This is a genomic window from Subtercola lobariae (assembly GCF_014640255.1).
GTDB lineage: Bacteria > Actinomycetota > Actinomycetes > Actinomycetales > Microbacteriaceae > Subtercola > Subtercola lobariae.
In genome coordinates this window covers 1-21,972 of the sequence record NZ_BMGP01000009.1, presented here as the reverse complement: position 1 = coordinate 21,972, position 21,972 = coordinate 1, and the positions used below count along the sequence as shown (strand labels likewise).

Sequence of the window (21,972 nt, the reverse complement as noted above, 5' to 3'; positions counted from 1 at the left end):
AACCCCCGAAATCGTCGGCGTCTTGCGCCTAGATTGAAGGTTGAAGGTCGAAGTGTTCGCTGACCACTATCGCAATCGGTCTGGAGTCAATGCTTTGTCGCCGCACATTCCTCACGTAGAGCGTCGTGCCGTCACCATCGCCTCCGTTCCGGCCGCTCACTCGTACGTGCAGAATGCGCTGGCCGATGCTCAAGATGCCGGTCTGCTGACTGTGCTCGACGATCCGCACCCCGCGGGCGCGCCAGCCGGGCAGTGGTGGCCGCCCGTGATGCTCGACGCGGCGTGGATCGAGCAGAACGCGCGGTCGTTCGACCTGTTGCACGTGCACTTCGGCTTCGAATCGTTCACCGTCGAACAGCTGACGCGAACTGTGGATGCCCTGCGCCTGGCAGACCGGCCGTTAGTGCTCACTGTGCACGACCTCGAGAATCCGCAACTGAGCGATCAGGGCGACTACCCTGCCTTGCTCGGGCTTCTGATCGATGCAGCCGATGAGATCATCACACTTACGCCAGGCGCAGCCGCAGAGATCGAAAACCGCTGGCAACGTGAAGCGATACTCATCCCTCACCCGCGAGTTCTTGCACGAACCGTCGAAGCCGCGAGTGGGAAGGTGCGCCGCACTGCCCCGCGCGTGGGCGTTCAGCTGCGAGACCTACGGCCGAACATCGATGCACTGAACACCGTGCGGCTGCTCATCGATGCCGCGGAACGTCTCGCCGGCGAGGGCCGGCCCGTGACGGTCGTGGTCGACATCAACGACCGGGTGCGCGATGAGGTACTGCGCGTGCAGCTCGAGCGCCTGGTGGGCGACTCGCACGTGGCCGAGTGGAACGAGCATCCGCGGCTCTCAGACGACGACCTCACCGCCTCGATAGCGTCGCTCGGTATCGTTGTGCTGCCCTACCGGCACGGCACTCATTCGGGCTGGCTCGAACTGTGCTGGGATCTGGGCGTCGACGTGCTCGCCCCAGGTGTCGGGTTCTACGGCGAACAGCACTGTGACGCCTCCATTGCCCTGTTCGACCCGGCATCGGCGCCCTCGTTCGATGCCGCGCTCGAACATCTGCTTACCCGGGCGCACGAGCCGCTCGAGGCGGTGCGTCGCAGACGACGGGATGCCCGCCTCACCCAGAGTGGCCAGATCGCCGAGGCACACCTCGCCGTCTACCGCCGTGCTCTCGCGAGAGTGCGCGCATGACACCGACCGTCAAACCCCTGCGAATCGCTGTGATCGCGCCCCTGCGTTATGCCATCAGCGAGCCGCACGCAGGCGGCCTCGAATCGTCGATCTGGCACCAGGTGAATCAGCTGATCAGGCGCGGTCATCATGTCGTGCTGTGTGCAGTTCGCGGCTCAGACTTCATGGCAGGCAGCCCACCCGAGTTCGTGATGCCGGCTGCGGCTTGGGGCATCGGCGACGAGGCGAACGACACCGACTACCCCCCTGGCTACCTCGACGAGGCGCTGCTGGCTCTCGATGCAGCGCTCGATTACCTGCAAGCGCACTCAGCGCAGTTCGATGTCGTGCACAATCACAGCTTGCAGGGCACTCCATTGCGTCGTGCTCCCGAGCTCGGCATTCCCATGCTGTCGACGTTGCACACCCCGGTGCTGCCCGAACTGGTGGATGCCCATCAGATCATTTCCGAACGTGGGAGCAGTTTCGTGGCGGTCAGCTCGTACACCTCCAGCGAATGGCGGGGCGCGGGCATCCGGTCGACGGTGCTGCCGAACGCCGTCGATCAGACGCGCTGGCTGCTCGGCGGCGGCGGTGACGACCTGGTGTGGTTCGGGCGCATCGTGGCCGAAAAGGGTGCGCACCTCGCCATCGAGACCGCCCGGCTGCTCGGCCGGCGCATCGTTCTCGCCGGGCGTGTCGGCGACCCCGCCTACGCTGCCGAGAAGGTATGGCCGCTGCTCGGCCGCGACGTCGTCTACGCCGGCGATCTACGGCACGACGAGTTAGCCGCTCTCGTGGGGCAGAGCGCCTGCGCACTCGTCACACCGACGTGGCAAGAGCCGTTCGGGCTCATCATCGTGGAGGCCCTGATGACGGGCACGCCGGTCGCCTGTTTCGACGCCGGCGGTATCCGCGAGGTCATCTCCGGGTTGACCGGCACCCACCTCGCCCCGATGGGCGACTGCATCGCTCTGGCTGCGGGGGCCCAGACCCTCATCGACACGACATCTGCCGACCCTGGAGTTCGGGCGGGCATCCGGAGCCTGGCCGTTGCGCGCTATTCGCTCGACGCCCGCATCACACAGCTCGAAGAACTGTACCGGCGCTCGGCCGTGCAGTTCCAGACAGATTCGATGACAGCCTCCGGAGAAGCAGCGTGACCCGATCGCGCGCGCGGGTGGGCTGGTACGTGCACCATCAGGGAGCCGGCCACACGAATCGCTTTCTCGCTATCTCGAGGCAGCTCGACGCCGACGTCGTGATCTTCTCGAGCGCTCCGCGTCCATTCGAGCTCGCGCCCGATGTGGAATGGGTGCTGCTCGCACGCGATGACTCAGTCGAGACGGATGCTCGGGGCAGAAGCGATCCGCGCCTGAACGACCCTAGCGCCCGGGGCCTGCTGCACTGGGCGCCGCTCCGGCACCGCGGGCACGCATCGCGCCTGGCATCGATCGCCCACCGCGTCGAGAGCGACCATTTCGACGCGTTTGTCGTCGATGTGTCGGCCGAGGTCGCGCTGCTGGTTCGCCTGCTCGGAGTACCCACAGTCATCGTTGCTCAACCGGGCGAGCGCACCGATCGCGCGCACCGGCTCGCAGTCGACGCCGCCGAGGCTATCGTCGCCCCGTGGCCCGGGGCACTGTACCGGCCGGCGTGGCTCGAGCGTGCAGGCGAGAGCGTGCGATACGTGGGTGGCGTGGCACGCTTCGAGGGCCGCGAGCGCTCGTTTCTGCCGGCACCGAACACTGTGCTGCTGATAGCCGGAGCGGGAGGTTCGGCGGTGAACCCCGAGGCCGTCGCAGCGGCGGTGGCGGCCACACCACAGTTCGACTGGCAGACACTGGGTCTACCCGATTCACCTCACCCGGTCGATATCGCACGTCAGACTCCAGAGTCGACTGTCGCGCAACACGCGCACGACCCCGCGTGGCTGACCGACCCGTACGACACTCTGTGCCGCGCCACCGTGGTGGTCTCGTGGGCCGGCCAGAACGCCATCACCGATCTGGCCGCCGTTACCGCACGGGCGGTCGTCATCGCTCAACCGCGACCGTTCCACGAGCAGTCGACCACGGCCCGAATTCTCGCGCGCACACACCTCGCCGTGGCACGGCCGCACTGGCCCGCAACAGAAGAGTGGCCCGAGCTACTGGCCGAAGCGGCCCGGCTCGAACCCGACTGGTCGCTGTGGCAGATCGACGGCGCGGCCTATCGGGCTGCGCGGGTGATCGAAGAGGTTGCGGCAGCGTGAACGGCCCAGCGGTGGTCACCCTGGTCTCTGCGGCGCGACTCGATCATGCGCAGGCGCAGTGGGCGCGCACGGCCGAGATCGAAGGGCTGCGTCAGGTCACCGTGTGGCTCGACGAGAAGTCTCCGCCGCGACTGCCCGGCACGGTCATCCATCTGCCGCCCGGTGCCAACGGCCTGAGACTCGCTGTCGGCCGAAATGTCGGGGCACAGGCCGCAATCGATGGTGGAGCCGACCTTCTGGTTTTTCTCGACGCCGACTGCCTGCCGGGCAACAATCTGATCGAGCGATATTGCACAGCGTCACGAGAGCACTCTGAAGCCATGCTCTGCGGCCCGGTCACCTATCTGCCAGAAGAATTCGTCGGCACGACTCCGGCCGACCTCGAGAGAGCGACGAAGCCGCATTCGGCACGACCGAACCCCACCGACACGCGATGCGAGCTGGCTCCGGCCGACGACTACCGCCTGTTCTGGTCGCTATCGTTTGCGGTGACCGCGCCCACCTGGCGCCGCTCCGGCGGCTTCTCTGAGCTCTACGAGGGTTACGGCGGCGAAGACACCGACTTCGCCGCCACGCTGCTCGAGCGAACCATTCCGCTTGTCTGGGTCGGCGGCGCGCACGCCTACCACCAGTACCATCCGACGCAAGCGCCGCCCTGGCAGCACCTCGACGACATCGTACGAAACGCCTCGATTTTCCACAGCCGCTGGGGCAGCTGGCCGATGGAGGGCTGGCTGAACGCCTTCGCCAAGGCCGGCGCGATCAGGTTCGCCGACGGGGGGTGGATGCGGGTGACCTGAGCAGGGCATCCACAACCCCGACGAGGTCGGCTGCTACAGCGTCTGGTGTGAAACGGTCAAGCGATGCGCTGGCCACGTCAACGAGTCGCTCCCCAAGCTCCGCCGAGCCCAGAAGGCGGTTGATGGCATCGGCGAGCGCCGGTGCGTCGCCCGGGGCAACCATGAGACAGTCGCCTTCCGACCGACAGAAATCGTCATACCCACTGCCCGTCGTCACCACGAGAGCGCTGCCGGCAGCTTTCACTTCAAGCGCGACGTTGCCGAAACCCTCCCAGAGCGACGGACACGCAACCACATCTGCTGCCTGCATGGCGGCGAACAGTTCTGGGCCGGCGAGGTGGCCGAGAAACGTGACCTGCGCACGGTATCGGCGGGCTACCTCATCGAGCAACTGCGGTCTCGTCGGCTCGAAGAGGCGATCGCCTGAGGCCCCGGCGAGAACCAATCGGGCGGAGGGATGACGCTCGAGAACCTTCGCGAATGCGGCCATCATTACCACAACACCCTTTCGCCGCTCGAGCCGGCCGACGAACAGTACGATGGGCGAGCCCATTCCGTCGTCAGTAGGCCAGTGCACCGGTAGGTCAGAGGTCTGCGACAGACGCCTGATCTGCTCGACATCGACGCAGTTGCGCACAATTGCGGCAGGCGGCAGGTGATCGATGAACGTTCGATTCCACCGCGTCACGGCTGTCGAAATCGAGACGAGACCCTGTGACCGCCGAATCTGCCTTGTCTCGAAAACGTCTTGCACCCAGCGAGCGAACCGCAACCGGGGTGCGAAATCACGGTTGCGACGACCCGCGATCCAGTCGCCGAGCCTGATGCCCGTGGCGAGGTTCGTGACGAGCGGCGCTCGCGCCGGTAACGCCGCCGCCAAGGCCGCCCACTCCGGCAGAAAGACGGCGTCGTATTCGAAGGCTGCCGCAGCACGGCGAAAACGGAGCGCGCGTTCGAGCATCGCGAGCGCGGGCATCCGTCGAGTGAGGTTGCGAATGGTTATCACCCGAACACCATCGACCAGAGCATCCGGTACCGTGGGCGTGTCGACGAACAGCACGAGATCGACAGCGATGCCGCGGCGCGCAAGTGCAGGCAGCAGCGCGGCGAAGTGGGTGCCGATTCCGCCCGTGTAGTCGGTGACACCGGCATACTCGGTGAGCCCGACGAGCCACCGCCGCTGCCGCGAAGAGGCGGCGTCAGCCACGCGCGAGCGTCGTAACCATTTCGCGGGCGCGGACTGAGTTCATGCGGCCAGGCTACCCCGTTCGTGGTGCCCGATCGTCACTGAGTTCGGAAGGTGCGGCTGAAGGAGCGCTTTCTGCGGCTGACCCGCGGCTCACTCAGTCTGCGCTGGCAAGCATTGCCTCGACGAGACTTCGGTGATTCGCACGTCGAAGCGGGGTTGCGGACTTGTCGCCGGTCCGTGCACAACCTTGCCCGTGATGAGTGAGAAAACACTGCCGTGCCACGGGCAGGTCACACATCCACCCGCCGCTGCTTCCCCATGGCTCTCGGATCGGTCGGTGTAACTGAGTTCGCCCTCATTCAGCGGGGCGGAAAGATGACTGCATGTCTTCGCGATCACGTCTACGTTCTCGCCTCGCTTGAAGACGAGCAGCGGCTGATCGGCGACGACACGGCGAGAGAATTCGCTATCGGTCAGTTCGTCGAGACGGGCCAAGTGCTGCCAGCCCGTCGGAAAGGGGTGGGGTAGGTCTTCGACGTGGTTAGCTCCGGCGGCCTGCCGGTAGCTCAGGTGACCGCCCAGAAACCCTGCCCCGGAGACGGTTGCGAGGCCGAGAATCGCCGCTGACGTCCAGGCACCGATGGGCACTTGAACCTCTACCGGGTGCAGAGGATGCCCGAACGGTGCGATCGTGATGCTGTCTCAATGGGAGTGGTAGTCACTCGTTTTGAGGTACATAACCCCGGCGGCGTGTTTTGGCTAGTCCTGGTGCAAATTTCTTCGCCGAGGGATGATCGGGGCAGATCGCGCTCAGTCGTGACCCTGCCCGTCGCATGACAGTCGCAGCTTGAGGAGAACGATCATGGCCGCCAACAGCACCCGCGAAAAGGATGAAACCGCACCGAGCCCCGACGACGCGCGAAAGCCCGATTCACCCACGGAGCTGAAGAAGCCATCGTGGAAGTATGTACTACGAAAAACGCTCCGAGAGTTCGGGAAAGACCAGTGCTCCGACATCGCGGCGGGCCTGACCTACTATGCAGTGCTGTCGATCTTCCCCGCCCTTTTGGCGCTGGTGTCGATTCTGGGAGTCATCGGCCAGGGCCAGCAGGCTATCGACAGCCTGACGGACACGCTCAGTGGCGTCGCACCGGCGTCGACACTCGACACGATTCGTGGCCCCCTCGAGCAGTTCGCGAGTTCACCCGCTGCCGGGTTCGCGCTCATCGTCGGCATCCTGGTTGCAATCTACTCGGCCTCGAAATACGTCACAGCGTTCAGTCGGGGCATGAATCGTATTTACGAGATTCAGGAAGGGCGCCCGTTCTGGAAGTTGAAGCCGGTGCAACTGCTTGTGACCGTGATCGCCATCGTACTCATCGTCATCATCTCGGTCATCCTCATCGTTTCAGGCCCGATCGCCGACTCAGTCGGAAACGCGCTGGGCGTCGGAGACGCAGCGAAGATCATCTGGTCGATCGTGAAATGGCCTATTCTCGCGGCAGCGGTGGTGCTGATCATCGCAATCCTGTATTACGCGACGCCGAATGCGAAACAACCTAAATTTCGATGGATGAGCCTCGGCGCTCTGCTCGCCCTGATCGTGCTGCTCGTTGCCTCCGCGGCGTTCGGCTTATACGTCACCACGTTTGCGAACTACGCGAAGAACTACGGATCACTCGCCGGCGTCATCATCTTCCTGCTCTGGTTGTGGATTGCGAACATGGCGCTGCTGTTCGGGGCAGAGTTCGATGCGGAACTTGAACGCGGCCGCCAACTTCAGGCCGGAATTGAAGCAGAGAAAACTCTTCAGCTACCGCCTCGAGACACCCGCAGAAGCGACAAGGCCGAAAAGAAAGAGCTCGAAGACATTGCCGTCGGGCGGCGCCTGCGCGAAAGTTCGGGTACCCGCGACGATGCCGACGAATAACGCTCGAGCCGGAACTCAGTCGACCAGTACACCGCCAACACAACGGTTCTGCTCGTGTTACTGGTGGGAAGCAACACCGTGACTTCTCACTCCGCGTGGGGTCTGTCAATGCCTATTTGAGCGAGGCACAGACGCGTACCGTTGTGTTGTTGCTCCTGACTGTGCGGTGACGATTCATTCCCACGCCGGTCATGGAGGTAGACGATGCTCGACGAAACGCGCACTACAGCACTCGGCTTACACTGCGAACGCGAACATCCTGACGCTGATTTACTCGGGCTTCGGGTCGAGCACATCGCCGACCGTGCTTGGCGAGTCTCCGAAAGTTCCGACGATCGCTTGCCTCTCCTGCTCGGGTTTGTTGAGCAGCGCGATGACGGCTTCGAACTGATGCGCCTCGGCGACACGTTCGAATGGTCGATTCACGACAGCCTGTACGACGCCCTTCATCACATTCACGACGTGGCAGCCGAAACGGTAGCCAGACGAGTCGGAAGCGACTTGCACTGGATCACGTGAATGACGATATCGATCCCCAACCACCTCGAAAGGAAACACATGTCTGAACGCAACACCCTCGTCCGAAGCATGCACGATCTTGGTCTCGCCGCCTGGTTCGGCGGCACCCTGATGGGCGCCGTGGGATTGAACGGTGCCGCTGCACATGCGAAAGACCCGGCCGAACGACTCAGCCTGTCAGCGCTGGGCTGGGCTAAGTGGGCGCCGGTGCAGCTCGCGGCGATCGCAGTGCACGGAATCGGCGGCATCGGACTCATCGCCGGCAATAAGGCTCGCCTCGCCGGCCAACCCGAGAGTCGCACCAACACAAAACTCAAGCTAGCCCTCACCGTCGCCGCTGGCGGCGCGTCGCTCTACTCCGGGCTCCTCGGCCGCACCATCGGGCTGCATTCCAGCGAAGGCGCCGAAACGGTCACCGAGCCGGCCAGCACGGCTTCGGCAGAGCTCACCGCAGCGCAGAAGAAGCAGCGCATTCTGCAATGGGTGCTGCCCGTGCTGACGGGCACGCTCATCGTTCTCGCCGCGCAACAGGGCGAGCAGCAACGCCCCTTCGCTGGGCTACTCAAACGTTAACCACCCGACGCACCCGACGGGAATTCTTGACGGTGTCGGTCGTCATCCCAGTGAAAAACGACGCTGTCGCCTTAAGGCGTTGTCTGGCCGCACTGTCCAGACAGACAGTGCATCCCGACGAGATCATCGTTGTTGACAACGGGAGTACCGACGAGACAGCGCGGGTCGCCCGCGACCTGGGAGCGCGCGTGATCTACGAGTCAGTTCCCGGCATCCCGGCAGCCTCGACAGCCGGTTACGATGCTGCACGTTTCGCTGTCATCGGCCGGCTCGACGCGGATTCTGTTGCACCGCCGACCTGGATCGAAGAGGGCATCCGGATTCTCACCGACGAACCCGGAATAGACGCCATCACCGGGTCGGGCTATTTCTACGATGGGCCGCGCCGCGGGTCCCGGGTCGTCGCAGGCCTGTACCTGGGCGCGTATTTCACCGCCTTCAGGCTCGCGTTGGGCGAGACGCCGCTCTTCGGCTCGAACTTCTTCCTCAGACAGCAAGCGTGGCAGGCGGTCGCAACCAGCGTCCACCGTTCCGGGGTCAGCATTCATGACGACCTCGACCTGACTATCCACCTGACGCCACACCATCGCATCGAGTTCGAGCCGGCCATCTCGGTCGGCATCTCCTACCGGCCCTTCAGACGCGCAGACACCTACCTGCTGAGGGTGCAGCGCGGGTTCTGGACACTGCTCCGCAACTGGCCGCGAAGTTCATCCACCCTCCGGTGGCGACGAAAGCTCCTTGATCGCATCTGCACCCGTGGTCGGCAGGTGCGTGACCCGTCGAACCTCAACGCGAACGTGTGGAGTCGAGTTGACCGTCAGCGTTCGGGCCGACGCCGGCTCACCCGATTGTCAATGCCTACCCCGCATGAACGACGTCGTCTACGTTAGGTATGTTGCCCCAGACTTCGCGGCAGCAGCCCACGTGGTGGGCCTGCGATCGGGCAATCTCGTGCTCGACGGTTCAGACCTCCCTTCACAATGAAAAGGCGAGTCGATGACGAAACAGAATAACGCTGGAAGACCTGACGCGGATGAGATTCCGGATGGTTCGGGTTCAGATGGTTCACAATCCGATGATGGCGAAGACACTGCCTCGGGCGGCGGAGCCGACGATGAGTGATCCGCGACCTGAGCACACCCCGAAGCCGGCCGAGATCGATCCTGACGACGGAACCGAACCAGACGGCACGCCTGTCGAGAATCCGTCTGGGAGAACCCTGATCCTCGCATAAAGGTTGCTCGCACCCTCAGGCCACTCGCACATCTGGGGCCTCTTCAGTTGTTGGTTCACCGCCCAGGCAGTGCCCTTCGTACCATCTGAAGAGTTGCCAGGGCTGCCTCCAGTTCTGAGCGCGAAACCGATGCCGACGTGCTCTCTCAGCCGCGAAGTTTCGGAGGGATGACGGGAATTTCAAGGGTGGATGGCCGATTGGGGTTCCAAGTGATGGTGGCTTTGCCTGTTTTGCTGGGCTCGTAGTGGGTCGGGAAGTGGCCGAAGAGGGGGTTGCGGGGTTGCAGGTAGCGGCCGGCGATCACGAGCCGGATGCTTTCGCCTGAGTGGAAGAGTGTGGCTGAAGAGCTGAGCGGGATCAGCACTTCCATTTGCTCGCCGTCGCGCACCGGCTGCAGGGTGCGGAAAGTGTGCTCGGGCTGGTGCGGCGTGCTGAGCGCCGTGTCGAGTTCGCGTAGCGCGAGGCGCAGCCGGCCTTGGGCGATGCTGTCCCGCCCGTAGCCATAGGAGCCCTCGAAAGATACAGGCTTGCTCTGCGACCACTTTTCGACTCCGACGAAAAGGCGCGGGTCGGCCGCTTGCTCGGTAGATACCTGAAGCCGCAGTGTCATGGGTCCGCTGAGCTCGGTTTCTTCGTCGAAGCGGTACTCGAACGAGGCCGCGTTGCGCTTCAGGTCGAAGCTGACGCTACCGGGTTTTGTCGGACTCTCGGTGAGCCGACCGTCGCGGCTGAGGTGCAGGCGGCGCCAATCGGTGCGTGCCAGCGGCCATTCCTGCTCGTCGCGAACCTCGGCGATGTGGTCGAGGCGGTCCCGGATCTCGAGCCGCATTGCGGGTAGCTCGGACACGTCTTTCTCGCGGAGGTGTCTGTCAAAGAATTGGAGCTGGTGCGCTCGCGCCTGTTCTCCATAGAAGGTCGCCCACTTGGGGCCGCGGTGTGTGTAGGCGTGGCGGTGCACGGATCCGACGTTCTGGAACGCGCGCATGGATCCGACACTGTGCAGGTTGTCGTCGGAGAAGCTCGTGCATTCCAGGATCGGCACGGTGATTTTTGAGAGGTCGGGGGTGAGCTTCTCCCACCACTCGTCGCGCAGTGGATGTTTTTTACGTTCGACTGCGAGGTTGATGTTGAGCTTGGCGACCCTATTGGTCAAGAACAGCCAGACTCGGGCGAAGCCGTTCTCGACGACACCGCCGGGGGTGAAGAAGTCTCGGTAGGCGTCGGTGAACCCCTCCCACGGGCAGATTGCCTTCAGCGCCGGAGGGTTCAGGGCGGCAACCTTGTACTGCGAGAGCGCCAGATACGACACTCCGAGCATCCCGACCCGCCCACTCGACCACGACTGCTCCGCGGCCCACGCGATGACCTGCGAGAGGTCATCGGCCTCCTCATCGGAGAGCAGATCACCGCGGCCCTCGGAGTGGCCGCCGCCGCGGGTGTCGAGGTTGATGACCGCGAAACCCTGCTGTGCCCACCACACCGGATCGGGTGCCTCCCAGCTGGTCTGGTTTGAGATCCGCAGCGGCGCCGGCTGGTTCATGATGCGGAACTGCGGATTCAGCGACCATTTCCCGCGCTTCTTCTTGGCAACCGAGTCTTTACCGTACGGGTGCGCCGACAACAGCACGGGCAGCGGCCCATCCGTGCCAGCAGGGCGGAAAAGGTTCAGTCGCAGCGTGACGCCATCGCGCATTTTCACTGGCACATCCTCGTCTTTCTTCACATCGGCCGCCATCTCGTACACCGTCACCGGAGGGCGAAAGAGTGCCGCACGGCGGCCGCGAGCATACGCAGCAGCTCCGGGGCGCTTCCAGGGCCTATCGATTGGTTTGGTTTCCATGGGGATCCTCGATCGACGGATTTGAGTGTCACTCTATTGCTCTTGATCGTAACTCAAGAACATGAGTTACGCTAGAGCGATGAGTAGCGAAAATGCGCCGGTAAGTGACTACCGCAGTCGGCAGAAGCGCGCAGGTGACGCTCTTCGGCAAGAAACTCGCCACCGTCTCCTGGAAGCAGCGGCGAATGAGTTCGCGGCAAACGGTTACGCGGCGACCACCGTAACGCGCCTTGCCGCCTCCGCGGGCGTGTCGGTGCAAACTCTCTACCTGGCCTGGGGCAGCAAACGTGCCTTACTACGCGGATATGTGGAGGACGCCCTCTCAGGCAGCGCCGCCACACCCGCACAAGCAGCCGAACACTTCTCTTCGGATATGTCGCCCATACGGCGCCTACACGAGCTCGCGAGCCTCGTCACCGACATAGCCGCTCGCGCCTCACTCGGCTGGACCCTCTACCGCGACGCCGCCGCCATCGACCCCGAAATCGCCTCCGACTGGAACGAACTGCAGCTGTTGCGGCATCAGCTCTTCACCACCATCGTCAGCGCTATCCCCGACGAAGCACTCACGCCAGGGCTCACTCGCGAGACCGCCGTCGATACTGCCTGGGCCCTCGCCAGCCCCGAAACATTCGAGCTTCTCTGCCACCGCCTCAGCTACAGCCTGGACGACTTCCGCGACTGGCTTAGCCGCACCCTGCCCAGAGCCCTCCTCGCGTTTCCGCAAGACCACAACTGAACGCACCATTCAACCTGCGGAACTACTTGTAGTTTGCCGAACAACCCCGGAATCATGCCGATCTCTGGTCTCACCGACCACTCCTGAATCACATCGATTTTGATGTCTTGTGGGCAAAGTGTGGGCACGCCCAACCGAATTCGAAAGACCCCGTTGGGGACCAAACGAACCGCGACCCGAGGGTTCTGCCTGTAGCGGCGCCGGCGACTCTTTACGTAACGTTCATTGTCAGCGCAAATACACCTCAAGCCTTTGCACCGCATTCGCTCCGGATGAGACGACAGACTTTACTGGTTGGTCATTGCGATCGCGTAAAGGTCGGCAGGGTCGATGAGATGGTCGTGGCTGTCGAGGCCAAGGTCGGGTCGGACCCAACTGATGGTGCCGGTGAAACGGTTGTCGGCGTTTCCGTAGTCTTCGCCTACGGGGGTTCCGGTTTCGATGCCGATGCCGATGCCGGTCGTCTCGTCGAGCGAGAACGTCAGCGCCTGCGTCGCATCCTCCGGATCGCCGCGAGCATCGCCGGTGGCGCCCTCATCTCGCTCAGCAATGAACTGTTGAGTGACCATATTCGTTGTAAACAACTGCGCGCATGATGTGCTCCTTCGTCCTCTACCGCACGGTTTCAGAAGAATCGTTGGATTTCTTCGGCCGCGATCGATGTTCGTGCCTGCCCGGCGTAGAGGGAGAGGAGGACCATCAGAACTTCGAGGGCGTGTTGATCGACCCCGTTCCTCACCGCGCGTTCGAGGTGCGCGTGGAGTCGTTCGCCGAGCACGCCGTCGCAGATCAGGGCGGTGAGTATCGCGATGCTCCGGTCACGGTCCAGGAGCGCGGGGTCGGCCCATAGTGAACTTCTTTCCCATAATCGTGTGGCGGAGCGAACGAACGAATGTCGCCGCCCGTCGGGAGGCGGATTGGTGGGGATCGGAAGATCAGAGGCAGGATCCGGGGTCGGCGCTGTCGCCGATCATGCCGATCAGCATCCGGCGGAACGATTCGATATCGGTGCCGCTGAAGCTGCGCAATGCGTCCTGCTCAGCGACCCGGCTATCGGCGGCGACTCGGGCACGAATGTCCTCACCTGCGGCCGTCATCTCGGGGATGCGGACACGCCGGTCGTGGGGGTCTGGGCGGCGAAGGATCAGACCGTTCCGCTCGAGCCGGTCGAGTTGACTCATCAGGGTCGTCTTGTCGAGACTCACCGTCTTAGCGAGCTCTACTTGGGTGAGACCTGGGGTTTTGTGTATGGCACTGAGGATGATGTGATCCCGCAGCTGCAGACCGTGTTTCTCGGCTTGCAGCCCGGTGACGACGTGCATGTGCTGCGCTGCCCGGTGCAGCAACCAGGTGATCTCCGACGTGATCGTGGGACCAGCACCGACCGTCATGACGGCATCACCCTCGGAAGCACCGGAATACCGTCGTACGCGCCAACGTCGTGGGCTGGAACAACCCGCATCACGTCAACCAACGCAGCCGCTAGAACGATTCCCTCCCGCACCTGACCGGCGTCACTGTCCGCCAACGTTCGAAGCAGCCACGGACGTTCCGCCCGCCGCTTTATCCCGTCATACTGCCACGTCAGATCCCCGATAAACGCATACCTCTTCCCCGACGCCACCGGGCTCGCCGACGGCAGCGTGACGAAGACCACGACGGATCCGGTCGTGTGGCCGCCTGCTAATGCGATCACGAGCGATCCATCGCCGTAGACGTCGAAGCTCTTGGCGAATCCGAGGTAGGCGGGACCGCCGAAAACGTACTCATGGATCTTGTGCCCCACAGAGACCGTGCGGAACACTTTCCCATCACCATCTTTCGCCGCGTACTCCCGCTCCCCCTTGTTGATCCAGATCGGAACATCAAGAGAATCCAGGCCGCTGGAGTGATCCCAATGCGAATGCGTCAGAATCACCCCCCGCAACCGGGTGAAGTCATAACCTGCCCGAACCAATTGCTCATACACAGTCGTCGTCTTGGTGTACGGGGCGCGCGTGAAAAGAGGAAGCATTTTCACATGCTCATCGACCTGCTCACCGAACCCCGCATCGATCAAAAAATCCCCCCCGGGATGGGTCACTAGAACAGCGTTCGCTGCAAAATGCCGCTTGTCCCGGAACGACCCCCCACGCACAGCGAGCGCCGCGCGGGTGTCATACGTGCCAGTGGGCAACTGGTAGAGCGCCATGCCCTCCGGGGGGTTGGCCTCTGGTAACGCAGCGGTCCACGGACTCGGGGCAGGTAACGAAGTCATAACCTGATCGTATGAGATCAGATCATCTGAGACAAGAGGACTATCAGGCATTCGCCACAAAGACGCCGTCACCCAGAAACCGAAGAATCAGTATTCAACGACCAAGCCCGTTGGAGCACGCACAGCATGCCGGGCTCAACCCTGACACCCTGAACACATCAGTACCGCCGCGGAAGTTCGCTCCCCCGCATTGTAATCGCGTCGATGACGTCGAACATCGGGTCACCCACGAACGGCGCACCATCGGCAAGGCACAGGATCCGCCCCTGCCGCCGGGAAGTCGTCAGCGTGAACGGGTGAGGCCTGGAAACTGCACCGTTCGACAGCTCTCGCATATGTGATGCCTTCTTCGATTTCGGCCGACGCCACTAAGCTGACCTCGTGCCCGGGAGCGAGTTCGTGCAAGCACGAGACATTGTCTCGCGGACCGACCTCACTACTTGCGCCGCCGCGAAAGCTGTCCGTCCGGATCAAACCAGCCCTGCGTGCGTGCCGTACCGCTGTCGCGAGCGGGAACACGTCTTGACGGACCGTGACCGGTGGGCTGCAGAACACCGCTCACGGACACCTCGCCGGGTGCGTTATATATCGTCGATATCTGTGCCCGGGGGGCAGCCCACCCTGATGAGATCATTCAGACTCTGATTGGCTCGATGCTCGCTCAACGGGGGTCTGGTCTGGTGTTGCTCCACACTCCAAGGCATTCCGGTGACGTGGGGTCGGTCTCGATGCGGGCCGGGACGCTGATCGCCCGATTGCGGAGCGAGTTCCAGAACACCGGCACCCGGACTCTGGCAGCGACCTCGGGTAAAAGTTTCCCGATCTTCGCCCGGTACATACCGAACCGGAGACTCACCACAGTTGTCCTGCGAGGACCTAGCCTGTCCCGGTAGATCCTGGCGTAAGGGTGCCCGCCGAACGATTCGAGGGCGTCAACGATCCCGAGGACATGACCGTGATCGTTGCTGATCGGAACGAACACCGGGCCGGATGAGTCGAAGAACCTCGATCGTGCCGACCTGTGCTGTTTACGCCCCATACGTCCCCATGCGGTGTGCTCTCGCACGCATAGTCGCTTCCCGAAGCTGCGATCCTCGAGCGCCTCCATGCTATTGGCTGCACGCGCCGAACTCATTGTTCTGTGCAGCCACTCAGACATGTGTACCAGGTCCTTCTCGGGAGCATCCGACGCATCGGTCCTGCCGAAACATTCCGGCGTCAGGTTTGGTATCGACGCAGGTGCATGAGCACCAGAATGAACACCGCGGCAGCCGGCTGCCCCTTGTAGAGGACCCAGGCGTCGGGCTTCAGGCCGACAATGGTCACGAGGACAGCGAGCCAGAAGTACAGGCGTCTGGCCCGGCTGCTGAGGAGCGTGACGAGTGGCCATGCGAGGCACGCCAGCATGACACCGATGATCGTGAGTTTGGCGTAGTCAATGAATGCGTAGTGGGCGTAACCTTTGGTGGCCGGAAAGAGTGACTTCAGGTCGGACCCGGTGTCATCGAGGGTTGGCGAGCGTTGGACGTCTTTGAAAACGACAATGGCGACCTTCCGAGCGGTGCGTTCACAGGTCAGATAGAGAAGGATGGCGATCGTGACCGGGTCGATGGATGTTCAGGCAGAGGTGGCGCACGCCATCACCTTGGCTGAGTCCGGGACTCCGACGGTGCTTGATCTCGAGGGTCACGCGGGCTTTGGCAAGACATATCTCGCACGTGAGGTCGCCAGACGTTTTTCGGCCGATCGAGTGCTGCGCGCCACAGCGTACGAAGATACCCAAAGCGACCCGCTGAGTCTGCTCCAGCAGCTCGGTGTTCCCGTCGCCGGTCTGAGTTCCAATGCCCTGAGTGCGTCGCGGGCTCTCGGCGCTCATCTCGATACTTTGCCCGGTACAGGCCCGGTGATTGTGGTGCTGGATGATCTCCAGTGGGCCGACCCCGAATCGCTCGACGCGGTCGGCGTGCTGATGGAACGAATGGCAGGCGACCGAGTGCTCGTGGTCGCCGGTCACCGTCCGATCGGATCTAGGCATGCCCGTTGGGTGACTCGGTTGCGTGACGTTCCCTCTGTTGTGCGTGTCGTTCTCGCAGGGCTTGACGATGAAGAGACGTTGGCTTTGCTTCACGAATCCACGCCCGAAGCACCTCTGTCGTTGGCCAAAAGACTGAGGGTGCACACCGGTGGCAGTCCGTTGTTCATTCGCTCGCTGCTGCACGAATATGCGATCGCAGATCTAGAACTTCTCGCTGAGAGACATGAACTGCCGGCGAGTCAGGAGCTTGTCGCGACGATGGGAGAGAGGTTGTCACGCCTCGACCCTGCGGCGGTCGCGACGTTGAGTGCGATCGCCGTGATCGGTGTGGATGGTGCGGAGCCGTTCATTTTGAGTGCCGTCGCCGACGTTTCTGACGTGACCACCGCACTCGACATCCTTGCCAAGCAAGGACTAGTGGTCATCGACCGCGCCTCTCCGGCGGCTCGTGCGCGAATCTTTCATGGCGTTGTTCAGGCCGCGGTCTATGACAACATCCCTCCGGCAACAAGGGAGCGTATGCATGCGATCGCCGCCGCCCGCCTGACCTCTCCAGGCGAGCGTCTTCGGCATCGGGTGGCAGCCGCGCGCTCAGCCGACGACGGTCTTGCGGCCGACCTGGGCGCCTTCGCGGATGCCCTTCACGAGGCCGGGCGCTACCGCGAGGCGGCCCGCTTCCGCCGTCAGGCGGCTCAGCTCAGCTCTGATCCTGATGAGAGGGGTGGTCTCATTCTCGATGCGGATCTCGAGTCGATCTTCGCCCTCGATCTCGACGACCTTAGTGTTGATGAACGAGACGTCGGGTTGAGTACTCGCGCACGGCTCGTTGTCGGCTCGAAGCTCGCAGCTCAGAGGCGGTTCGTCGAGGCCAGCGACATCCTGACCAGTCTGACGGATCCCGATTTGGATTCGCTCGACCCGCTCGCCGCCTACCGTGCCCGGGTCATGCGAGCCTGGTCGCTTGTCGCTGCCGGTCGGTCGGCGGCGGCAGCCCTGCACGATCTGGATATCGCCGAGACTGGTTCGGTGACGGATGCGGCGGTGCGCGGGTATGCGGTGATCGCTCGGGGGCAGGCTGCGCAGCGGGTGGCTCCGGTTGAGCAGCGCATGTCGATTCCCGGCCTGCTTTCGGTCGATCGGGCGCAACTGGCCTCGTCACCGCAAGGGGTGATCGCGTTGGCGTGGAGGGGCGCGGTGATGTCGCTGACCGGGATGCCGAATGAAGCCATCGGTGACCTCACGTTGGTGACCTCGCGATTCGGGGCCGGGCAGATGGAATTCGCCGATGGGGTGTTTCACGCCCTGCAGGGCTTCGCTTACTTCGTCAACGGTCAGTGGCCGCGTGCTGAGATGATGATCGATCTGTCGCGAGGAGACCGGCCCCTCTACGCTGCTCCGCTCAGCGCGGCCATCGAGCCACTTGCGGGTGTGATCGCTGGCGATCCGGATCGGGCACGCGCGGCTCTCGGCGAGGCACGCCGCATCCGAATCCACGGCCCCCAGCCGGCGGCGGTGCACGCCGGTGACATCGTCGACGTGCTGACGCTGTTCTTCGTCGGCAGCCTCACCGATCAGACTGACTGGCTGGAAGGCCGAATCAGAGACTTGGGGTCGCCGGATGACTGGGCAGACGAGCAAGTACCTCACCTGTGGTACGTCGCACAGGCGATTGGCGCGGGTTGGGCGGGGCATCCTGAAGCCGCGATTCGCTGGGCCGAGCTTTTGCGCACCGTCGACCCGCCGCCCTGGTCGAGTGATATCGCCGACTGGCTCGAGGCACGCGTCGACACCTCACCCATCGCAACGATTCGTCTCGCAGAACTCGCGCGTGCGGGGCTTTCGTTACCGGTATTGAACGCTCTTCTGCAGGTCGACGTGGCGCAGCGCACCGTCACCGAGCCCGAGCGATCGGCGAGACGGATGCACGCGGCTTCGGTTCTGCGTGCTCTCGGCGCTGACCACCTCGCTAAGAGCCTCCGCGACGAGCCGAACAGCGCGATGGAGTCAGAGCCGGAGAACTCCCTGCTCTCGGTGCTCAGCGAGCGCGAGCGTGAAGTAGCTGCTCTCATCCTTGAAGGCTTGAGTTACACACAGGTGGCGAAGGAACTGTTCATCACGCGATCGACCGTGTCGTTCCACTTGTCTCGCATCTACGCGAAGACGGGTACGAACTCGCGTCACGAACTCATCGCCGCAGCGCGGCAGAACAGCGTCTGACTCCGTCTGCAGCGCACGAAGCGAGTGTACAGGTGCGACCTGTGCACTTTGCACAGTCGTGCCGGGTGAGTTTCTCGAGAGGCTGAGTTCATCGCAAGAATTCATCCTCGAGAGGACCAGAACCATGATCAGTCACATCATCGCCGCACTTATTGGCAACTACATGACGACCTTCTTCGTCATCGGCCTCATCGTCGCGACCGTCAAGGTGCTCGCCCGCCGCGGCCACCGCAGCCCGAGCTTCGTCAGCGGCACGTACCTCAACTCGTTCGTGCTCTGGGCCGTCGGTATCGGCCAGGTGGTGAACTTCATCATGCACTCCGTGTTCGGTGACTACGCGGCCAAGACCATCGGATGGGCGCAGAGCCCGTTTCAATTGGAGCTCGCGATCTCCAGCCTCGCGTTCGGCGTGATGGCGATCATTCTGTCGAAAAAGAATTCCACTTTCCGCGGCAAAGTCGCCCTCGTTATTGCGCAGGCCATCTTCGGCTTCGGCGCTGCCGGTGGGCACATCTACCAGACGATCGTCAATCACGATTACGCGGCCAACAACACCGGACTGCTGCTGGTCATGGACATCGCAATCTCTGCGGTCGGTCTTGCCCTCGTGATCTGGCACTCCGGTGCCCGCCGCTCGCAGCCCAGCGCAACCGACGCGGTACCCGAGCGTCAGACCATGGCCGCCTGAACCACCCAGTCCGTGCACGGAAACGTCAACCATCATGAATCCGCTCAAGATCATCCTGTGACTCGTGCCCTTCACTCTCTTCCCACTCCTCGCCGCCCTGAACTGGGGACTTCCGATCTTCGCAATTATCAGCACCGTGAAGTACACCAAACGCACCATTTCCGCGAACACCACCCCCGAGCCGTCGGCCACTGAACCACGACGAAGAAAGCATCGACCATGACCACGCACGACACCATCCCGCTCTTCTCAACGAACCCCGACCACGACTTCGAGATCCGTACCGCGCTCGGCCACGCTGTCGAAGGCGCAGCCGACATCGGCGAGGTACTCGCCGCCACCGCCCACATCGGCAAAAACGACCACGAAGCCTGGTTCACCGCCTGGAACTCCCTCGCCGAGCGAACGGCCGAAACCGCAGCTACCGCCGAAGCCGCGGGACATCGGGTCAGCGCAGCCGAGGCGTACCTGCGCGCCTCGGCGTATTACAGTGTCGCTGTCAACGCCACCAGCGCCCTCCCCGACTCCAGCGACCTCGTTCCGACCTTCCGCAAGCAGCGAGCCTCCTGGGAGTCGTTCGTCTCGCTCACCGCCATGGCGCGAGCATCCCATGTTGATATTCCATTCGAACTCAGCTCCCTCCCCGGATACTTCTTTCGGCCGACCACAGACCTCGGCGCGAACGGGGTCACGCTCGTGGCCGTGAACGGAAGCGACGGATCACTCGCCGGGCTGTGGGCCGCCTGCGTAGCCCCCGCGCTGAAACGCGGCTACAACGTACTCGTGTTCGACGGACCAGGCCAGCAATCGCAACTCTTCGAACGCAACATCCCGTTCCGCCCCGACTGGGAAAACATCCTCACCCCCGTCTACGACTTCGTCTCCCGCCAGAAAGGGGTAGACCCCGCCCGAATCGGCCTTTACGGAATCAGCCAAGGCAGCTTCTGGGTCGCCCGCGCACTTGCATTCGAGCACCGCTACGCGGCCGCAATCACCGACCCTGGCCTAGTCGATGTATCGACATCGTGGGTCAGCCAACTTCCGAAATCGCTCATGAAGCTCATCGACGACGGAAAGAATGCAAGGTTTGACACCGAGATGGGCATAGCAATGAAACTCTCGCCGGCAACTGCCCGTACCTGGCAGTTCCGCGCCCGCCCCTATGGCGCCACCGGCTACGCCGAGACCATCAACGCTGTTCGCGCATGCACCATCGCTGACATCGCATCCCGAATCACGACACCGCTGCTGATCACCGACCCCCAAGGCGAGCAATTCTGGCCCGGGCAGGCAGAGCAACTCGCCACCCTCACCCCCTCCGTGTCAACCATCGTGCACTTCACCGAAGCAGAAGGCGCCAACGGACACTGCCAGCCCATGGCCCGTTCCCTGACCGCGCAACGCATGTTCGACTGGCTTGACGACACCCTTTACTCGCGAATACCGGCTGTGGTCTCCTCCGGAAAATTGGGTTCATGACCGTAGCCACCGTCGACGGGCCACGGCCCGAGGCAGTAGTGTCTGCTCCACAACCTAACACCCGAGGTGAAGCGAATAAGCCCTGGCCTCACCTGCCGACGAATACGCGGACGCGGGGGCGGCTGTGGTTATCGGACCTCGAAGAACGCTGCAAGGCGCAGCCGCCGTGGAGGTCGCCCTCATGATCGGCGTCGGGCCGGGAAAGAATCCTGCAGCCTTGCTTCCGAAACCTTGACAGACAAAATAGCGGATCCGCAGGGAGCAGCAGCCGCCAATGGGTCGGCCTTCGGAGATGCAGGTCGCGCGGTACGCGCTTGACCTTGCGTCTTGAATTCACTTGACAGAATATCCACTCCCAGCGCAAATATGCCTCAAGCGTTTGCACCATATTAACTCAGGATGCGACGACAGACTTCACTAGTTGGTCATTGCGATCGCGTGACACAGCTGGCACCTACACCGAAAAACTCGCCCTCGACGGCATCGCGCCCTCGATCGGGGCTGTCGGTGACGCGTACGATAACGTCCTGATGGTGACGATCAACGGCCTCTACAAAGCCGAGTGCATCCACGACTGTCTAGCCCCGGGTTTGGTGGGGGCTCTAGTTGACCCGTTCTCTCGGTCGAGGGACGGGGGTTTGTGAGTAGTAGGCGTTCTCTTTCTCGATGGGTGGGATGTGGCCGAGCTCGCCGTGGAGGCGGCGGTGGTTGAACCAGTCGATGTACTCGGCGACAGCGATTTCGAGGTCGTCGATGCCTTTCCATGGGCCTCGGTTGCGGATCAGTTCTGCTTTGAATAGCGAGTTGAACGCCTCGGCCATCGCGTTGTCGTAGCTGTCGCCCTTTGAGCCTACCGACGCGACAGCATCGGCGTCGGCGAGGCGTTCGGTGTACCGAATCGCCCGATATTGCACCCCACGATCGGAATGATGGATCAGATTCGACAAGTCACGTCCGGCCCGCTGCCTGGTCCAGATGCCCATTTCCAGGGCGTCCAGGGCAAGTTCGGTGTGCAGGCTCGTCGATAGTTGCCAG

At 63.0% G+C, this 21,972-nt stretch carries 21 protein-coding genes; 13 read left to right on the top strand and 8 right to left on the bottom strand.

Going from position 1 to position 21,972, the window contains the following annotated elements; genetic code table 11:
- The first annotated feature begins 52 nt into the window (after nt 1–52).
- The 4 genes from IEX24_RS18800 to IEX24_RS18785 are packed head-to-tail and all read left to right on the top strand — an operon-like array spanning nt 53 to nt 4,234.
- Nucleotides 53–1,201 carry a glycosyltransferase family protein gene (locus tag IEX24_RS18800; protein WP_188681203.1) on the top strand — a complete coding sequence of 383 codons (1,149 nt, stop codon included), beginning with the start codon at nt 53–55 and terminating at the stop codon, nt 1,199–1,201.
- On the top strand, nt 1,198–2,343 hold the full coding sequence (locus tag IEX24_RS18795) for a glycosyltransferase (protein ID WP_188681201.1): 1,146 nt from the start codon (nt 1,198–1,200) through the stop codon (nt 2,341–2,343). Before IEX24_RS18800 ends, IEX24_RS18795 begins: the two co-directional genes overlap by 4 nt.
- The gene (locus IEX24_RS18790; protein ID WP_188681199.1) at nt 2,340–3,434 is read left to right on the top strand and encodes a hypothetical protein; all 1,095 of its coding nucleotides are present in this window, start codon (nt 2,340–2,342) and stop codon (nt 3,432–3,434) included. The genes IEX24_RS18795 and IEX24_RS18790 overlap by 4 nt, the downstream gene beginning before the upstream one ends.
- On the top strand, nt 3,431–4,234 hold the full coding sequence (locus IEX24_RS18785) for a glycosyltransferase family 2 protein (protein WP_188681198.1): 804 nt from the start codon (nt 3,431–3,433) through the stop codon (nt 4,232–4,234). Before IEX24_RS18790 ends, IEX24_RS18785 begins: the two co-directional genes overlap by 4 nt.
- Here the strand turns inward: IEX24_RS18785 and IEX24_RS18780 are convergent.
- Complete coding sequence (locus IEX24_RS18780) at nt 4,197–5,441, bottom strand: glycosyltransferase family 4 protein (RefSeq protein WP_188681196.1); 1,245 nt, start codon at nt 5,439–5,441, stop codon at nt 4,197–4,199. The two genes, IEX24_RS18785 and IEX24_RS18780, sit on opposite strands and share 38 nt — an antisense overlap.
- A 132-nt stretch (nt 5,442–5,573) precedes the next feature.
- Nucleotides 5,574–6,071: a Rieske (2Fe-2S) protein gene (locus IEX24_RS18775; RefSeq protein WP_229715584.1), complete on the bottom strand. Its 498-nt coding sequence runs from the start codon at nt 6,069–6,071 to the stop codon at nt 5,574–5,576.
- Nucleotides 6,072–6,285: 214 nt separating this feature from the next.
- Between IEX24_RS18775 and IEX24_RS18770 the strand changes: the two genes are divergently transcribed.
- Nucleotides 6,286–7,353, top strand: a complete 1,068-nt coding sequence (locus tag IEX24_RS18770) for a YihY/virulence factor BrkB family protein (RefSeq protein ID WP_188681194.1) — start codon at nt 6,286–6,288, stop codon at nt 7,351–7,353.
- A gap of 270 nt (nt 7,354–7,623) precedes the next feature.
- On the opposite strand, the gene IEX24_RS18765 is transcribed toward IEX24_RS18770, so the two are convergent.
- Nucleotides 7,624–7,860, bottom strand: coding sequence for a hypothetical protein (locus IEX24_RS18765; RefSeq protein WP_188681192.1), 237 nt, complete (start codon nt 7,858–7,860; stop codon nt 7,624–7,626).
- 51 nt (nt 7,861–7,911) lie between these two features.
- Between IEX24_RS18765 and IEX24_RS18760 the strand changes: the two genes are divergently transcribed.
- From IEX24_RS18760 to IEX24_RS19895, 3 genes are all read left to right on the top strand, one after another.
- Entirely contained in the window at nt 7,912–8,445 is a 534-nt protein-coding gene (locus IEX24_RS18760) for a hypothetical protein (RefSeq protein WP_188681190.1), read from the top strand.
- Entirely contained in the window at nt 8,352–9,338 is a 987-nt protein-coding gene (locus tag IEX24_RS18755; RefSeq protein ID WP_188681188.1) for a glycosyltransferase family 2 protein, read from the top strand. Before IEX24_RS18760 ends, IEX24_RS18755 begins: the two co-directional genes overlap by 94 nt.
- Before the next feature lie 106 nt (nt 9,339–9,444).
- Nucleotides 9,445–9,570, top strand: a complete 126-nt coding sequence (locus tag IEX24_RS19895) for a hypothetical protein (RefSeq protein ID WP_268236299.1) — start codon at nt 9,445–9,447, stop codon at nt 9,568–9,570.
- A 257-nt stretch (nt 9,571–9,827) separates the two neighbouring features.
- Here the strand turns inward: IEX24_RS19895 and IEX24_RS18750 are convergent, their stop codons facing one another.
- The gene (locus tag IEX24_RS18750) at nt 9,828–11,432 is read right to left on the bottom strand and encodes a CocE/NonD family hydrolase (RefSeq protein WP_229715581.1); all 1,605 of its coding nucleotides are present in this window, start codon (nt 11,430–11,432) and stop codon (nt 9,828–9,830) included.
- Nucleotides 11,433–11,601: 169 nt separating this feature from the next.
- Between IEX24_RS18750 and IEX24_RS18745 the strand changes: the two genes are divergently transcribed.
- Complete coding sequence (locus IEX24_RS18745) at nt 11,602–12,261, top strand: TetR/AcrR family transcriptional regulator (RefSeq protein ID WP_188681186.1); 660 nt, start codon at nt 11,602–11,604, stop codon at nt 12,259–12,261.
- A 287-nt stretch (nt 12,262–12,548) separates the two neighbouring features.
- On the opposite strand, the gene IEX24_RS18740 is transcribed toward IEX24_RS18745, so the two are convergent.
- Nucleotides 12,549–12,830 (bottom strand): hypothetical protein, encoded by a 282-nt coding sequence (locus tag IEX24_RS18740; RefSeq protein ID WP_188681184.1) that lies wholly within the window; start codon nt 12,828–12,830, stop codon nt 12,549–12,551.
- 68 nt (nt 12,831–12,898) lie between these two features.
- Here IEX24_RS18740 and IEX24_RS20150 point away from each other — a divergent pair, with 68 nt between their 5' ends.
- Entirely contained in the window at nt 12,899–13,111 is a 213-nt protein-coding gene (locus IEX24_RS20150; protein ID WP_229715579.1) for a hypothetical protein, read from the top strand.
- A gap of 85 nt (nt 13,112–13,196) precedes the next feature.
- Here IEX24_RS20150 and IEX24_RS18730 read toward each other — a convergent pair whose 3' ends face one another.
- Complete coding sequence (locus IEX24_RS18730) at nt 13,197–13,652, bottom strand: MarR family winged helix-turn-helix transcriptional regulator (protein WP_203586068.1); 456 nt, start codon at nt 13,650–13,652, stop codon at nt 13,197–13,199.
- Nucleotides 13,649–14,518, bottom strand: a complete 870-nt coding sequence (locus tag IEX24_RS18725) for an MBL fold metallo-hydrolase (protein ID WP_188681182.1) — start codon at nt 14,516–14,518, stop codon at nt 13,649–13,651. Before IEX24_RS18725 ends, IEX24_RS18730 begins: the two co-directional genes overlap by 4 nt.
- A gap of 1,597 nt (nt 14,519–16,115) precedes the next feature.
- Here IEX24_RS18725 and IEX24_RS18720 point away from each other — a divergent pair.
- The 3 genes from IEX24_RS18720 (at nt 16,116) to IEX24_RS18710 (ending at nt 20,937) form a co-directional block, all read left to right on the top strand.
- The gene (locus tag IEX24_RS18720) at nt 16,116–18,770 is read left to right on the top strand and encodes a helix-turn-helix transcriptional regulator (protein ID WP_188681180.1); all 2,655 of its coding nucleotides are present in this window, start codon (nt 16,116–16,118) and stop codon (nt 18,768–18,770) included.
- Between the two features lie 124 nt (nt 18,771–18,894).
- Entirely contained in the window at nt 18,895–19,458 is a 564-nt protein-coding gene (locus tag IEX24_RS18715; protein ID WP_188681178.1) for a DUF6790 family protein, read from the top strand.
- A 219-nt stretch (nt 19,459–19,677) separates the two neighbouring features.
- Entirely contained in the window at nt 19,678–20,937 is a 1,260-nt protein-coding gene (locus IEX24_RS18710; protein WP_188681176.1) for an alpha/beta hydrolase family protein, read from the top strand.
- Between the two features lie 602 nt (nt 20,938–21,539).
- On the opposite strand, the gene IEX24_RS18705 is transcribed toward IEX24_RS18710, so the two are convergent.
- Nucleotides 21,540–21,972 (bottom strand): integrase core domain-containing protein (locus tag IEX24_RS18705; RefSeq protein WP_188681174.1); only part of this gene is annotated, 433 nt, incomplete at its 5' end.

Bases quoted from the DNA above. Each gene is read 5' to 3' on its own strand.
- IEX24_RS18770 (WP_188681194.1), top strand. From the start codon at position 6,286: ATGGCCGCCAACAGCACCCGCGAAAAGGATGAAACCGCACCGAGCCCC.
- IEX24_RS18745 (WP_188681186.1), top strand. From the start codon at position 11,602: ATGAGTAGCGAAAATGCGCCGGTAAGTGACTACCGCAGTCGGCAGAAG.
- IEX24_RS18710 (WP_188681176.1), top strand. From the start codon at position 19,678: ATGACCACGCACGACACCATCCCGCTCTTCTCAACGAACCCCGACCAC.
- IEX24_RS18795 (WP_188681201.1), top strand. From the start codon at position 1,198: ATGACACCGACCGTCAAACCCCTGCGAATCGCTGTGATCGCGCCCCTG.
- IEX24_RS19895 (WP_268236299.1), top strand. From the start codon at position 9,445: ATGACGAAACAGAATAACGCTGGAAGACCTGACGCGGATGAGATTCCG.
- IEX24_RS18740 (WP_188681184.1), bottom strand. From the start codon at position 12,830: ATGGTCACTCAACAGTTCATTGCTGAGCGAGATGAGGGCGCCACCGGC.
- IEX24_RS18755 (WP_188681188.1), top strand. From the start codon at position 8,352: ATGGGTGCTGCCCGTGCTGACGGGCACGCTCATCGTTCTCGCCGCGCA.
- IEX24_RS18725 (WP_188681182.1), bottom strand. From the start codon at position 14,518: ATGACTTCGTTACCTGCCCCGAGTCCGTGGACCGCTGCGTTACCAGAG.
- IEX24_RS18715 (WP_188681178.1), top strand. From the start codon at position 18,895: ATGATCAGTCACATCATCGCCGCACTTATTGGCAACTACATGACGACC.
- IEX24_RS18760 (WP_188681190.1), top strand. From the start codon at position 7,912: ATGTCTGAACGCAACACCCTCGTCCGAAGCATGCACGATCTTGGTCTC.
- IEX24_RS18730 (WP_203586068.1), bottom strand. From the start codon at position 13,652: ATGACGGTCGGTGCTGGTCCCACGATCACGTCGGAGATCACCTGGTTG.